We start from the raw sequence: 14,788 nt of genomic DNA on the forward strand, positions 1-14,788 counted from the left end.
GGCACTTATTAAATAACTTTAATAAGTTGTAAGTGTACCAGAATCTTTGCGATTTGAATAGCGCGCAGAGGGGACGCGCAGGGGAGAATGGACAAAGAACCTTCCTGGATCGTAAGCAAACCCTCCGGGGAAGTAACCGTTATACGTCGCAGAATAGGACGGCGATATGCAAGCAAATAAAGATGCCGCACATCGTTATTCCGAGCGCGGGACCGAATTTTGTGCAAATAAAGATGCCTCACATCGCTATTCCGAGCGCGGGACCGAATTTTGTACAAATAAAGATGCCTCACATCGTTATTCCGAGCGCGGGACCGAATTTTGTGCAAATAAAGATGCCTCACATCGCTATTCCGAGCGCAGGACCGAATTTTGTGCAAATAAAGATACCGCACATCGCTATTCCGAGCACAGCGCCGAATTTTGTGCAAATAAAGATGCCGCACATCGTTATTCCGAGCGCAGGACCGAATTTTGTGCAAATAAAGATACCGCACATCGCTATTCCGAACGCGGGACGTAATTTTGTGCAAATAAAGATGCCTCACATCGTTATTCCGAGCGCGGGACCGAATTTTGTGCAAATAAAGATGCCGCACATCGTTATTCCGAGCGCAGGACCGAATTTTGTGCAAATAAAGATGCCGCGCATCGTTATTTCGAGCGCGGGACGTAATTTTGTGCAAATAAAGATACCGCACATCGTTATTCCGAGCGCGGGACCGAATTTTGTGCATCAACTTCAATCTTCACATGCCGGCCGCTCAAGCAGGCGTTCGAACGCCTGCGCGTCCACCGGCTTGGAGTACAGATAGCCCTGGCCGACCGGACAGCCGTTGGCTATGAGCACCTGCTGCTGTTCGGTCGATTCGATGCCCTCCGCGACGACGCCGAGGCCCTGGCTGAGACCCAGATCGATGATCGTCTTCAGCATGGCCAGCTGGTAGCGGTTGTCGATATCGTCGATGAAGGACTTGTCGATCTTGATCGTATCGATCGGCAGCCTGGGCATCAGATACAGCGACGAATAGCCCGTCCCGAAGTCGTCGATCGAGGCGCGGATGCCCATCGCCCGGAGCCCGTGCAGCACCTCCGTGCTCTCCTTGACGTTCTGCATGATGCTCTCTGTGATCTCCAGCTCCAGATAGGCCGGGTCGAGCCCGGTGAGCTGCAATATTCTGCGGACCGTCCCCAAGAATTCGCGATGCTGGAACTGCCGCACCGATACGTTGACGGACACGCACAGCGGCGCATAACCCGCCTGCTGCCATTTTTTGTTTTGCGCGCACGCCCGCTGCAGCACCCACTCCCCGATGGCGACGATCTGGCCGGATTCCTCGGCGATCGGGATGAACTCCACCGGCGGGATCGGTCCGAGCTCCGGATGCTCCCAGCGGAGCAGCGCCTCCATGCCGATGATCCGTCCCGTGCGCAGCTCGACCTTCGGCTGATAGCGGAGCGAGAGCTGGTGCCGCCCGATCGCCCTTCTCAGCTCGTTCTCCAGCATCATCTTGCGCGCCATGATCGTGTGCAGCTCGGTGTTGTAAAATCTGAAGCTGTTCTTGCCGCTCTCCTTCGCCAGGTACATGGCCGAGTCCGCGTACTTCAGCAGATCGTCGCCCGTGTCGCCGTTGTCGGGGAAGATGCTGATGCCGATGCTCGGCGTCACGATGATCTCGCTGTCGCCGACGCGGAACGGTCCGCGGAAGTACGACAGGATCGTCTCCGCCGCCGCCGCGCACTGTGACTCGGCCGCCTCGTCCAGCACGATCACGAACTCGTCCCCGCCGAGCCGGTAGATCGGCGCTTGTGCGCCGATCGATCGGATGAGGCGTCCGGCTGTCTGCACCAGAATATCGTCGCCCGCCTGATGGCCGAGCGTATCGTTAATCGCCTTGAACCGGTCGAGATCGATCAGCAGCAGACCTGCCCGCTCGATCGTCCTGCCCAGCGCTTGCTCGAGATCCTGCTTGAAGCGCAGCCGGTTCTTGAGACCCGTGAGCGGATCGTGATAGGCCAGGTGCCTGTACTCGTCCATCAGCTTGTCCATCGACCGCATCGTATGCAGCTGGCGCCCTCCGACCAGGAGGAACAGCAGCAGCAGCCCGAGGCTGAGCACGTTGAAGTCCCAGTTGTTGGTGACAATCACGATGGCGATCAGCCCGACGATGCTCGCATAAGGAAAATAATTGTCTCTGACCTTCGCTTCGCGGCGATCCGGCCGGGATGTCTCAGTCCCTCTCAGCGCATAGTATCCGCCAAGACCGATGAGCAGCAGCGCCAACAACCAGATCAAGTCGATCGGATCGCCCGGCCGATGCGCTCCCGTACGGGCAAGATAGGCGTACCCCGAGTCTCCCGCTGACTGAAGCAGCATGCCCCAGATGACGAAGCGCATGGACCGGACCAGCCGCCCCAGCTGCAGCAGCGAATAATACAAGATCAGCGTGATCAGAAAAATACTCAACGACGCCAACGGATACAACGCCGAGAGCATATTCACAAGCAAGGAGTCATCGGAAAACGTAAGGATGGGATTAATGATAAAGTGGATGCTGACGCTGGCCGCGGTCACCATAAATACGACGATATTGAATATATAGGCACCCTTGGCGACACCGGCGTTGATCTCCCGGGCCTTGCCCAATAGCGCGACGAGGAAGAACAGGTAGGCGAGCAGCCAGCAGAAGTAGGAGAATGCGGAATACGTGACGCGATGCTCCGTGAACTGCTCGTATAAAAACTCAAAGCTGGAAATGACATAAAAAAACAGCCCGGCGCTGAGCAGCCGCCAGAATCTCCGGGATTGGTCCGTCCGCAGCCTGGAAGCGTACCAGGACAGGCACATGCCGAGCACACCGCCCGCGATCTGCAGCCCGTTCGCGCCGAGCGACCTCATCCATTCGTCCCCACCGTAGAGGAGGGTCCAGCCGCCCTGCAAGCCTGCGAATCCGATCAGCAGCACGATAGGCCAATGTTCGGCTTTTGACATCATAATCCCTCGCGATGACTCATATTGAAGTAGGATTGCATTCGGGGAATACCTATCGAACCAAACAAAATAATGCCCAATTAAATTGTTTGAAGTTGGTTTTATACCAACATTTTTCCACGTCGGCGCATAGAACTAATTTCCTATTATTAGCGCAAGGCCTATACGCCTGCCCCGCTGCCTTCATAGTCTAAATGACATCGATCGGAGGGGAGTACGATGCGGAAGAAGCCCGGTGTGTCCATTATTGTGTGTACGAATCATCCGGCGTTTTTCTCCAACATTCTGGACAACTATAGCCGGCAGCGTTATCCGCACAAGGAATTGATCGTCATCCTCAACAACGATTCGATGAATCTGCGGACCTGCCGGCGCCGAGCCGCCGCCTATCCGGACGTGTCCCTGTACCAGGTCCCCGAGCGAATCTCGCTGGGCCAATGCCTGAACTGCGGCATCGCCCGGGCCAGGCATCCGCTGATCGCGAAGTTCGATCACGACGATTACTATTCTCCTTATTACTTGAACGAGCAGGTCGGCGCGCTCGCGCGGACGGGCAGCTCGGTCGTCGGCAAGCACGCCTGTCTCGTCTACTTGGCCGCCGGCAAGCGGCTGGTCATCCGGTCGCCCCGGGAGCAGCGGAGCTACCAGAACTTCGTGCAGGGCGGCACGATCCTGTTCCGGCGGCGGGTGCTGCAGGATGTGCGGTTCGCGGATATCTCGCTGGGCGAGGATGTGCGGTTCTTGAGGAGCTGCCGCCGCAAGGGGCACAAGGTGTATGCCGCCTCCCCGTACAACTACGTGTATGTGCGCAGGCAGAACAAGGGCACCCATACGTGGAAGGTGACGGACCGCTATTACTTGAAGGGCAGCCTGCTCGTAGCGGTGACGGACCATTATCGCAAATACGCGATTCGAAAGGCATGACGCGCCGAATGCGACACAGGCCCGACACCATGATGTCGGGCCCGGCACAATATTGCTTTAATGAACGGACGCATACGCCTCCTGCTCGCTCGCGGGATCGAACTTCTCTCTGCTCATAAAAAACGCCGCGAGCAGAGCGACCGCCGCCGGTATGATCGCCCAAGCGAACGTATGAACAATCGAGGAGGAGAGCGCCGCCGTAATCTTGTCCAGCGCCGGACCGGGAATATTGCTCCGCTGCCCCGGCGTCAGAATCTTGCTCGGGTCGCTCAGGTCGACCCCCTCGGGCACGGGACCGCCGTCGAATACGCCGGCCAGCTTGGCTGCGAACAGATGGCTCTGGATAATGCCGAACACCGTGATGCCAAGCGTCATGCCCAGTTCCCGGTTGAAGTTCAGCGTCGAGCTGGCGGAGCCCCGCTGCCTGGCGGAGAAGCCGTGGATCGCCGCATTGCTGAGCACCGAGAACGAGGAGCCGATCCCGAGTCCGACCAGAATCATGAAGATCGTGATCGTGAAGCGCGAGGAGTCCGTCGACAGTGTCGTCAGCAGCGCGATACCGATCACGAGCAGCGTGAGTGTCGGGATCATGATGGAGCGATATCTGAACTTCGCGAGGAAGGAGCCGCCGCCTGCCGCGGTCACGACCGAACCGAGCATCATCGGCAGCAGCACGAGCCCCGAATTGGTCGCCTTGCCGCCCAGCACGCCCTGGATGAAGATCGGAATATAGATCGAGGCCGTGATGAATGCGGCGCCGCTGAAGATCGCCATCAGATTGCTCGTCGAGTAGAGGCGGTTCTTGAACATGCCAAACGTGATGATAGGCTCCCGGATCCGGCGTTCGATGAAAATAAAAGCGACGATCAGCACCGCGAATGCCGCGAACAAGCCGAGGATCGTGCCGGAGTCCCAGGCGTACGTCTTGCCGCCGAGCTCGAGCGCGAACATCATGCACACGACGGCGGCGACCAGCGTGAACGCGCCGAAGTAGTCGATCCGCTGCTTGGAATGCGCGACGGACTCTTTGTAGAAGAAGGCGATCATCACGAACGCGATCAGGCCCAGCGGCAGGTTGATGTAGAAAATCCAGGACCAATGGACATAATCCGTCAGGTAGGCGCCCAGGAGCGGTCCGAAAATGCTGGAGAGGCCGAATACGGCGCCGAATAGTCCGCCCATCTTGCCCCGTTTGTCCGGGGGAACGACATCGAACATGATCGTGAATGCGATCGGCATGAGCGCGCCGCCGCCGATCCCCTGGATCGCGCGGTAGACGCTGAGCTGCACGATCGTCTCCGCCGTGCCGCACAGCGCCGAGCCGGCCATGAACACGATGAGGCCGAAAATAAAGAAGCGCTTGCGGCCGTACATATCCGACAGCTTGCCGAAGATCGGCATCCCGGCCATCTCCGCCACCATATAAGCCGAGGTCACCCACATTAATTTATCGAAGTCGCCCAACTCTCCGACGATCGTACCGATGGCCGTGGCGACGATCGTATTGTCCATCGAAGCCATCAGAATGGCCAGCAGCAATGCCGCGAGGATGACGCCCATATGATTTCCTTTTGCCATTGATCCGTTCCCTCCGTTCTCTCTATGCCGCGCTCCGTTCGCCGGCTTATCGGCCTTCGGCCAGCGCTTCCTTTAAAAACTTGCCCGTATGCGATGCAGCGATCTCCGCGACTTGCTCCGGCGTGCCCGCAGCGACCAGCCTGCCTCCCGCTGCGCCTCCCTCCGGGCCGATGTCGATCACCCAGTCGCACTCCCGGATCAGCTCCAGGCTGTGCTCGACGACGATCACCCAGTCGCACTCCCGGATCAGCTCCAGGCTGTGCTCGACGACGATCACCGTGTTGCCCGCGTCGACCAGCTTGTCCAACAGCACCCGCAGCCGCGCGATGTCGATCGGATGCAAGCCGGCCGTCGGCTCGTCCAGCAGGTAGAGCGTACGGCTCTTGGACGGCTTGCCCAGCGCCTTGGCCAGCTTGATCCGCTGCCCCTCGCCCCCGGACAGCGTCTTGACCGATTGTCCCCACTTCAGATAGCCGAGGCCGACCTCGCACAGCATCTCGATCAGTCCCGCCGTTCTGGGCTCGTCGCCCAGGACGGACAAGCTCTCCTCCACCGACAGATCGAGCAGATCCGAGATCGTATATCCCTTGTAGCGAACCTGCAGCACCTCGCCGGTGAACCTTCTGCCCCGGCAATCGGGACACTTGACTTCAAGGTCGGGCAGGAAGTTCATATCCACGGATACCGTGCCGAGTCCCTGGCAAGTCTCGCACCGTCCGCCCGGCGTGTTGAAGGAGAAGTGCTTGGCGGTCAGCTTCGCCGCCTTGGACGCCGGCAGCCCGGCGTACAGCTGCCGCAGCGCCGTGAACATATCCGTATAGGTCGCAACATTGGAGCGCTGGGCTCTGCCCACCGGGGACTGGTCGACGATGACGATGCTGCCGGCGTCCGCCAAGCCCTCGAGCTCCCGGCAGCCGAGCGGTGCCGGTCCGTCCGGGCTGCCCTGGGCCAGAATATCGAACACGAGCGTAGACTTGCCCGAGCCGGATACGCCCGTCACGGCCACGAGCCGGCCGAGCGGGAAGGCTACGGACGGGATATCCAGATTGCGCAGCCGGACATCCCGGAGCGTGAGCTGCCCGCCGCTGCCTGTCCTGCGCATTCGCGGGGGCGCCCGTCGTAGCTGCGCTCTGAGGTAAGCGCCCGTGACCGAGCCCTCGCTCGCCATCAAGTCCGACAGGCTGCCTTCGCCTGTCACGGTGCCGCCGCCCGCACCCGAGCCGGGTCCGATATCGATCACATGGTCGGCGGCCCGCATCATCTCGACATCGTGCTCGATCACGAGCACCGTGTTCCCCAGATCGCGCAGCCGGCGCAGCACCCGTATCAGACCCGCCGTGTCCCTGGGATGAAGGCCCGCTGTCGGCTCGTCGAGTATATACAGCACGCCGGTCAGCCCCGAGCCGAGCAGCGAAGCCAGCCTCAGCCGCTGCGACTCGCCCCCGGACAGTGTCACCGTCTGCCGGTTCAGCGACAGATAGCCGAGCCCGACGTCCATGATCCGCTCCAGCCGTCCGGGCAGGTCGTGCAGGATCGGCTCCAGCAGCAGCCGTCCCTCGGGGGGCAGCGCCTCCGCCAGCCGCGCCGTCCAAGCGAGCACCTCGCCGAGCGGCCAATCCGCTACGTCGGAGAGGGAGACCCCTGCTGCACGGACGAGGCGCACTTCCCGCTTCAAGCGTGCGCCGCGGCAGTCGGGACAAGTCCGCTCATGAAAAAAACCTTCCTTTTCATAAGCGCCGCCTTCCCCCTCCTTCTCCTTGTAGCGCCGCCACAATCCGGGGATGACCCCCTCGAACTTCGTGCCCTGAACCGGCTTCACATTCGGGTAGTGGCGCTTGAAAGCCTCGCTGTCTACGCCGTAGTAGAGCAGGTCGCGCTGCACCTGCCCATATTCCTGCAGCGGCTGGTCCGGATCGAAGTCGAAGCCGAAGTGCTTGCCCGCCGCGACCAGAATACGCATCTGGATATCGCGGTGCACGCCGTTCAGCGAAGCGACGCCCCCTTCGCGCAGGCTAAGCGCCGGAAGGAATACAGCCGCTTCGTTCATGCTCGCCGCGTGACCCAGCCCGCCGCAAGTCTCGCAGGCCCCCTCCGGCGTATTGAAGGAAAAGTGCCGCATCCCGAATTGCTCGAGCGCCGTGCAGCAATGCGGGCAGGGGAACAGCCGCGCCGCGCCCCAGTTCTCTTCCTCTTCCTCTTCCTCCGGCGTTGTGCCGGGTGCGGGATTGAAGGACGGTCGGATGCTGCCGCTGCACGCAGGGCACACCCGCTCTCCCAATCTGGCAAAAATAAACCGGACATACGTATAGACGTCCGTCACCGTGCCGACCGTCGAGCGCGGGTTGCGGTTGGTAATATGCTGCCCGATGCCGATCGAGGGGGACAAGCCCTCGATCGACTCGACCTTCGGCTTGCCGATCGCATCCGACGACATCCCCATAGATTCCATGTACTGCCGCTGGCATTCCCGCTGAAGCGTGTCCATCGCGAGCGTCGATTTACCGGAGCCCGACGGACCCGTCAGTACGACGAGCTTGTGCTTCGGGATTGCGAGCGATATATTTTTCAGATTGTTCTCCCGCGCGCCGCGGATGACGATGCTGTCTCTCATGCCCCTTCACCTCTTCATATGATCGCTGATATCCCTTTGCAAATCCGGACCGTATTCGTTAAAATGATGATTATTAGCTCGGCTCGCCAAGTATCTCGTTTATTAATTATCTCGTTTATCAAGATATATTCATCTTAGAAGGAGGAGTGTCCTCTGTCAAGCCATCGGCAAGATCAGGCAGCCGACCCGCTGGAACAATTCACCTTGCTCATGCGCGGGCTCGGCACCCGTACCGTTCAATATCAGCACAATGTCGCCGCAGCTCTGGGTTTGTACAACAACGACTATATATCCGTGGACCTACTGCGCGAGAAAGGCCCGATCACTGCCGGGGAGCTGTCCAAGCTGACGGGCCTGTCCACGGGCAGCGTGACGGCGCTGATCGATCGTCTGGAGAAGATCGGATACGTCAGCAGGCAGAGCGACCCGGGCGATCGCCGCAGGGTGATCATCGTGCCGGAATACGAGAGCAAGGAAGAGATCGCCAACGTCTATCAGCCGCTTCACGACGCCATGATCGAACTGGCCGCCTCCTACACGGCGGAGGAGCTGGCACTCATCTCCAGCTTCCTGGGCAAGGCGGGCGACGTCATCGAGGGCCAGATCGAGCGGCTGGGCGCGGCTGCGCGGACGAAATCCGCGCCGGAGGCATGAGGCCGGGAGCTGTGCGCCGACGCGGAGTGGCGTGAGGCCGGGAGCTGCGCGCTTACGCGGAGTGGCGTGGCCGGGAGCTGTGCGCTTACGCGGAGTGGCGTGTGGCCGGGAGCTGTGCGCTTACGCGGAGTAGTGTGGCCGGGAGCTGTGCGCTTACGCGGAGTAGTATGGCCGGGAGCTGCGCGCCGACGCGGAGTGGCGTGAGGCAGGGAGCTGTGCGCTTACGCGGAGTGGTGTGGCGCAATCCCGCAACTTGGCTTCTGCCCAGCGTACGACCTCAAAGCCTGCAAATCAGCATCCTTTCCACTTTTAATCGCACATCTCTCGTAAAAGCCTGCAAATATGCAGGCTTTTCTTCTATTTGGGGCCTCCATTGATGATTTCATACGTGCAAGCCTGCATATTTGCAGGAATCTCGCCTCTTGCAAGGATTTCCGCCCCCAAAGCCTGCATATTTGCAGGAATGAAGCGCCCTCCGAACAGGTTCCGTATCTGCTCAAGACCCCGAGTCCATTCCCATACTTTCGAATCGCTGCCTGAGACTGTAGACGCATTCAAAAAATATTCCAGTTCCTTCTATAATACTAAATAAAGGAGAATCGCCCTTTTAAAGTTTAATGACATGAGAACCGGGAGGGAATTAACAAAATGAACAAATGGTGGGTAGGCGTCGCGGCAGCGCTGTTGCTGTCGGGAACGGGGGCTACGGGAGCGGCCGCATTGACGTCGAACGACTTCTCCGACCTGCGCTCGCAGGACGAGACGCTGAGGCTCAAGCTGGATGCGCTGCTGCAAGCGGGCATCTTCGAGGGGATGTCTGCGGACATCTTCGGCTTGAAGGAAGACATGACCCGGGCCCAGTTCGCCAAGGTCGCCGCCTTGATCCTGGGGCTGGATGTGAACACGGACCTGAAGACGTCAAGCTTCAAGGATGTGAGCGCGGACGATGCCGGCAGCGGATATGCCCTCCCCTACATAGAAGCGTTGAAAATGGCGGGCATAACCGACGGCGTAGGCGCAGGAGTCTACAATCCGACGGGCAAAGTTACGAGAGAGCAGCTGGCCGCGTTCCTCGTACGCATCGCGGGCATGGAAGAGGTGGCGGAGCAAGCGCCGCAGCCGGCCAAGCCCGACCCTACCGTATCGGTCTGGGCGCAGTCATATGTGATGATCGCCCTGGAGAGCAATCTGCTGGACGCCGCGCCCGGCGCCACATTCGGCGGGAAGACGAATGCGACACGCGAGCTGCTCGCGACGGGCGGCTTTGAGACAAAGAAGCTCATCGAACCCGCGCCCAAGGTCACCGACATCGTGCTGGACGCCGGGCAAGAGCTGAAGTTCACATTCAACACCGCCATCGACCCCAAATCGATCAAGTTGGAAAATATAAAAGTCAACGGTGTCGCGCTGAGCGATGCGCTCGACAGCTTCGTGCTGTCACCAAACTTCAAGACGCTCGTCGTGAAGGTGCGCGCAGGATTGGCAATCGGCAGCCGTCCGACGGCGACGATCGCTGGCGTGCAAACCCTGTTCGGCAATGCGCTGGCGCCCGATGCCGCACTGCCGCCAGTGCGCGTGACGAACCCGCCGCAGCCGCCTGCGCCGCCGGTCATCGTCGCTCCGATCGTCGTCGCGGCGCCGACGTTCAGCCTCGCGGCCGGCGAAGTCGCCGCGGGCACGCTCGTGACGCTCGCCTCGGCGACGCCCGGCGCGGCGATCTACTACACGACCGACGGCAGCGCGCCGTCGGCGGCGAGCACGCTCTACAGCGCGCCGATCGCCATCTCTCAGGCCACGACGATCAAGGCCATCGCCGTGCTCTCCGGCGCCACCGACAGCGCCGTCTCGACGGCGGCTTACACGGTGCCCGCCCAGATCGTCGTCGCGGCGCCGACGTTCAGCTCCGCGGCCGGCGAAGTCGCCGCGGGCACGCTCGTGACGCTCGCCTCGGCGACGCCGGGCGCGGCGATCTACTACACGACCGACGGCAGCGCGCCGTCGGCGGCGAGCACGCTCTACAGCGCGCCGATCGCCATCTCGCAAGCCACGACGATCAAGGCCTTCGCCGTGCTCTCCGGCGCCACCGACAGCGCCGTCTCGACGGCGGCTTACACGATTGAAAATACGGAGGCGCCAGGCTTCGCAGCGGGATATCCGAAGGCGGGGCCGGCGCTGCCGCCCGGCAGCAAGCGGGCGCAGCTTCTGCTGACAACAAACAAGAACGCATTCGTATACCTGATCGTCGTCGCGCATGGGGCGCCTGCGCCTACCGCCGAAAACATCCGGAACGGATTCGGCGCCGGAAACTCCATCCCGGTAAGCTATGTACAGGGCGGGAATGTGCTGGCAAACCAAGAGTATCCGATCAAAACGGAGATCGCGCTGGAAGACGGGAAGACCTACGACGCATATTTGCTGCTGGTGGACTCAGCAGGCCGTGTCAGCGCACCGACCCTGGTCGTCATTACCGCGCCGCCTGCGGCCATCGGCTGATCGTCCGTCCCGCACCTGCGGGACGGCAGTAATACGGAAAAAATTCAGGCTACCCTGCAAAAGTGCAGGGTAGCCTGAATTTGGGAGAATCGCTGGCTGCTACCGCGCAAAAATGCAGGATAGAGCGCCTCATCAACGACAACTCGTCCGTTCAGTAACATTCATCATGCAGTTTGTGCGGTACACTAGGGCGCCACCTGCCCTCGCTCGGCTATATCGTACTTTTGCGCGATAACCTCGAGCGTACACGCTAAGTTTGCGCCTGGAGCGAAACGTTGGCGGCGATACGAGCGTGTAGACGCAAAGTTTGCGTTTAGGGCGAGACGCGGGCCGCGGCCAGCTCTCGCTCCCGCCTCACGAAGCCGCGGCCGCCCGCTCCAGCACGCGCTCCAGCGCGTCTACGAGATCCTGCCGGAAGGACTTGCCCGCCAGCTTGCGGATCTCCTCGCAGGCCGCTTCCTCGGACATCGCCTGCCGGTAGGACCGGGCGGTCGTGAGCGCCAGGAACACCTCCGCCATCCCGAGCATCTGGGAGAGCAGCGGTATCCGGTCCTCCTTCAGCCGGTACGGATACCCTGTGCCGTCCACCTTTTCGTGATGATAAAGAAAAGCCTCCTGGATCTCCCCGAAGCCGGGCACACCCTCGCATAGCTCCTTGGCCATGTAGCAATGCTCCTTGACGACCTCGAGCTCGAACGCCGACAGCTTCTCCGCCTTCTCGAACATGTAGTCGGGGAGCTTCACCCGGCTGACGAAGTGGAGCAGCGACAGCAGCTCGATCTCCCAGTCTTTGGTCCCGGCGCCGCCGCACTCCGACCAGAGCGACTTCATCAGCGCGCTCATCTCGCTGATCTCTCGGCGGGACGTCTGCGTCTTGCGCTCGCCGACGGGGATGAAGCACTGCAGCATGTTGATGATCTGGCGCTTGTGCTGCCGGAGCGCGCGCGCCTCCATCTGCGCGGCCAGCTGCCGGCGCGACGCGAGGACGACCGCGCCGAGCAGCACGCTCCCCCCGGCCGCCAGCATCCGCCAGGCCCCGGACAGCGCGGCATCCGCCGCTGCCGGACCGGCGTCCGACCACGGTACGTACAGATAGACGCTAAAAAAAGCGAGATAGAACAAGGCGTAATATGCATACGCCTTGCCGTTCGCGAGCAGGCTGCCCGCCACAGGCAAGAAAAGCAGCGGCAGCCACGTCGAGCCGAGCGACAGCGGATCGTACGCGGCGACCGCGACGACAAACAGCGAGACGAGCAGCAGCGTGAACAGCCTCCCGTACGCAGAGGTCTCCGCCTGCCAGGGCGCCCGGCCGATCAGACTCCAGGCGATCATCGCGAGGGAGATCGCCGGTACGGCGGACTGGCCGGTCCAGCCGGCGCGGCCGTCTCCTCCGCCGACGATGTCCAGCAGCGCCGCCAGAAGCGTCATACACCCGAGCAGCAGCGGCACCGACCGGTGAGCCGGCAGCAGCATCAGCTTACGGAGCTTCAATCGTATCCCTCCCGCCGCCTTCGTTCGTCTCGGACTGAAAAAAGGTGCTGCCCCGCATAACCTGACCGATCGCTGCCAGAATCTGTTCCGGGTCCGTATCCTTCATCAGATAGCCGTCGACGCCGGCGCCCACCGCCCGATAGATGTCCTCGCAGTCGTCGAAGGCCGTCAGAATGATCAGCTTGAGGTGCGGCTGTCTGGATTTGAGCTGCCTGGCTGCCTCGATGATGGACAGGCCGGGCATCTTGAGATCGCTGATCACGAGATCCGGCCGCAGCTCCTCGGACCGCGCCATCGCCTCGGCGCCGTCGGACGCTTGTCCGACGACACAGTATTCGCCGCTGCCCTCGAGCAGCGTATGAAGTCCCTGCCTGGCAGACGGCCGGTCGTCCGCGATCACCACCTTATACATGGGCCAGGCTCCTTTCGCGCGGAATCGCCGCGGTGATCGTCGTTCCCCGTTCCGCCTCGGACTGAATCGAGAGCGTCCCGCTCAATCCTTTGATCCGGCCGGCCATGCCGCGGAGGCCGAACTTGTCCTTCGAAGCGGCCTCGGAACCTTCGCTCATGCCTCTGCCATTGTCCTGGACGACGATCGTCCACTGCACGCTCGTCACCTCCAGGCGCACCTGAAGCCTGCTGGCCGCGGCATGCTTGACGACATTATTGGCCGCCTCTTCGATGAAGTGATAGATTGTCTCCTCGAACTCGACGCGCTCCCGGGGCGTCCTGCCTATATTCTCGAACTCCAGCCTGATGCCGGTATGCTCGGTAATCCGGCGGAGCATCTTCCCGATCGCATCGAGCAGGTTGAACCTTCGCTTCTCGCCTTTGAGCTCGACGATGAACTTGCGGATCTCCCGGTGGCTGTCCTTGATCTTCTTCTCCATCTCCGTGACGAGAGACAGCGCCTGGACGCTGTCGTCCCGCTGTAGCGTGCTCTTGATCTGATACAGCTGCACCGAGTAGAAAAACAGCTCCTGCGCGATGCCGTCATGGATCTTCTGGGCGATCGAGTCCCTCTCCAGCGAGACCGCAAGCTCCCGCGTCGCGCCAAGCTGCCGGTTCAGGTCGCAATACGCCGCGAATCTCGACAGCGCGAGCTGGACATAGGCCCGCTGCAGCATCGACAGCTCGCCCGGCTGCGCTTCGATCAGCAGCCATCCGCAGCCCTCGCCTGCGGAATCCCGCCAGATCCGGGCATACAGGGAGATCGCCTCGCCGACCGGCGAGACCAGGCGGAGGTAATTGCCGGCAGCGGGCAGAGACGGATGCCGCTGCATGCTGTTCGCATAATAGTCGTGCATCCAGCTGATATTCGGCATGGAGGAGCCGGATGCGTCGACGCACAGCCATACGTCCCGCCGATCCAGAATCCGCTTCAGCAGCGCTTCTATCGAACGGATCGCCTGCCCCGGCTCCGACCCGGCGCCCAGCTCACCGAACGAATAGAGCGCGGCCAGCTTGCGCAGATGGGCCTTCACGGGACCGGAAACGCCATGGGCTGCCGCAGCCGCCCCGCAGAAGAGCGCGACGAATGCGACATAGCTCCCATGCGTCACGATATAGGTATCCGGCGCCGTCCCGTCGAGCCAAGCGAGCGCTGCAGGCAGCGCCAGCATATACGCCAGCGATACCCCATAGAACGATCTCCGGCCCATATATCTTTTCAGCATGACCAGTCCGGACAGACTGTACAGCGTCAGGGGGCCTGACAGGCCTCCCGCGGACTTCAGCAGCCAGACCTGGAATAGCAGGTCGACCGCGATGGCGGCGGCCGCATACCGTCCGGACCGCTTGCTTAGCCATGCGATGGCGCAGATCGCTTGCAGGCCAACAGCCGCCCATAGGAGGCCGGCGTCCCCTGCCCCCGCAGCCCGCGAATAGAGGAGGAGCCCGATCGACAAGAGGAGCCATCTCAGACCGAGCGGCATGTATATGAAGGCCTTGCCATATGGCGACATCAATTAAATTTCCCCCGGCTTTACCAGTTTTTATAGTATAATGGTCACGGGTCATGTACAATGACAATAGCTACATGAATA

At 61.2% G+C, this 14,788-nt stretch carries 10 protein-coding genes; 4 read left to right on the forward strand and 6 right to left on the reverse strand.

The genetic code is table 11. From position 1 onward, the window contains the following. Positions 1-166: 166 nt before the first annotated feature. Positions 167-523 (forward strand): hypothetical protein, encoded by a 357-nt coding sequence (locus VQ071_RS13885; protein WP_340514630.1) that lies wholly within the window; start codon positions 167-169, stop codon positions 521-523. Positions 524-742: 219 nt separating this feature from the next. Here VQ071_RS13885 and VQ071_RS13890 read toward each other — a convergent pair whose 3' ends face one another. Next, positions 743-2,992: a putative bifunctional diguanylate cyclase/phosphodiesterase gene (locus tag VQ071_RS13890; RefSeq protein ID WP_340514631.1), complete on the reverse strand. Its 2,250-nt coding sequence runs from the start codon at positions 2,990-2,992 to the stop codon at positions 743-745. A gap of 219 nt (positions 2,993-3,211) precedes the next feature. Between VQ071_RS13890 and VQ071_RS13895 the strand changes: the two genes are divergently transcribed. Beyond that, entirely contained in the window at positions 3,212-3,916 is a 705-nt protein-coding gene (locus VQ071_RS13895; protein ID WP_340514632.1) for a glycosyltransferase, read from the forward strand. 57 nt (positions 3,917-3,973) lie between these two features. Here the strand turns inward: VQ071_RS13895 and VQ071_RS13900 are convergent, their stop codons facing one another. Together VQ071_RS13900 and VQ071_RS13905 are read right to left on the reverse strand one after the other, a co-directional pair. Then, on the reverse strand, positions 3,974-5,494 hold the full coding sequence (locus tag VQ071_RS13900; RefSeq protein ID WP_340514633.1) for an MDR family MFS transporter: 1,521 nt from the start codon (positions 5,492-5,494) through the stop codon (positions 3,974-3,976). A 46-nt stretch (positions 5,495-5,540) separates the two neighbouring features. Further along, positions 5,541-8,105: an excinuclease ABC subunit UvrA gene (locus tag VQ071_RS13905; RefSeq protein ID WP_340514635.1), complete on the reverse strand. Its 2,565-nt coding sequence runs from the start codon at positions 8,103-8,105 to the stop codon at positions 5,541-5,543. Positions 8,106-8,315: 210 nt separating this feature from the next. On the opposite strand from VQ071_RS13905, the gene VQ071_RS13910 reads away from it, so the two are divergent. Together VQ071_RS13910 and VQ071_RS13915 are read left to right on the forward strand one after the other, a co-directional pair. Beyond that, complete coding sequence (locus tag VQ071_RS13910) at positions 8,316-8,759, forward strand: MarR family winged helix-turn-helix transcriptional regulator (protein ID WP_340514896.1); 444 nt, start codon at positions 8,316-8,318, stop codon at positions 8,757-8,759. Positions 8,760-9,407: 648 nt separating this feature from the next. Next, the gene (locus VQ071_RS13915; protein WP_340514636.1) at positions 9,408-11,252 is read left to right on the forward strand and encodes a chitobiase/beta-hexosaminidase C-terminal domain-containing protein; all 1,845 of its coding nucleotides are present in this window, start codon (positions 9,408-9,410) and stop codon (positions 11,250-11,252) included. A gap of 354 nt (positions 11,253-11,606) precedes the next feature. Here VQ071_RS13915 and VQ071_RS13920 read toward each other — a convergent pair whose 3' ends face one another. Genes VQ071_RS13920 through VQ071_RS13930 form a run of 3 tightly spaced genes read right to left on the reverse strand, consistent with a single transcriptional unit; the run spans position 11,607 to position 14,707 of the window. Beyond that, complete coding sequence (locus VQ071_RS13920) at positions 11,607-12,743, reverse strand: HD-GYP domain-containing protein (protein WP_340514638.1); 1,137 nt, start codon at positions 12,741-12,743, stop codon at positions 11,607-11,609. Further along, entirely contained in the window at positions 12,730-13,155 is a 426-nt protein-coding gene (locus tag VQ071_RS13925; RefSeq protein ID WP_340514640.1) for a response regulator, read from the reverse strand. The genes VQ071_RS13920 and VQ071_RS13925 overlap by 14 nt, the downstream gene beginning before the upstream one ends. Then, the gene (locus tag VQ071_RS13930) at positions 13,148-14,707 is read right to left on the reverse strand and encodes a sensor histidine kinase (RefSeq protein ID WP_340514897.1); all 1,560 of its coding nucleotides are present in this window, start codon (positions 14,705-14,707) and stop codon (positions 13,148-13,150) included. Before VQ071_RS13930 ends, VQ071_RS13925 begins: the two co-directional genes overlap by 8 nt. Between the last annotated feature and the right edge of the window lie 81 nt (positions 14,708-14,788).

The sequence above is a fragment of the Cohnella sp. 56 genome (assembly GCF_037963805.1).
GTDB lineage: Bacteria > Bacillota > Bacilli > Paenibacillales > Paenibacillaceae > Cohnella.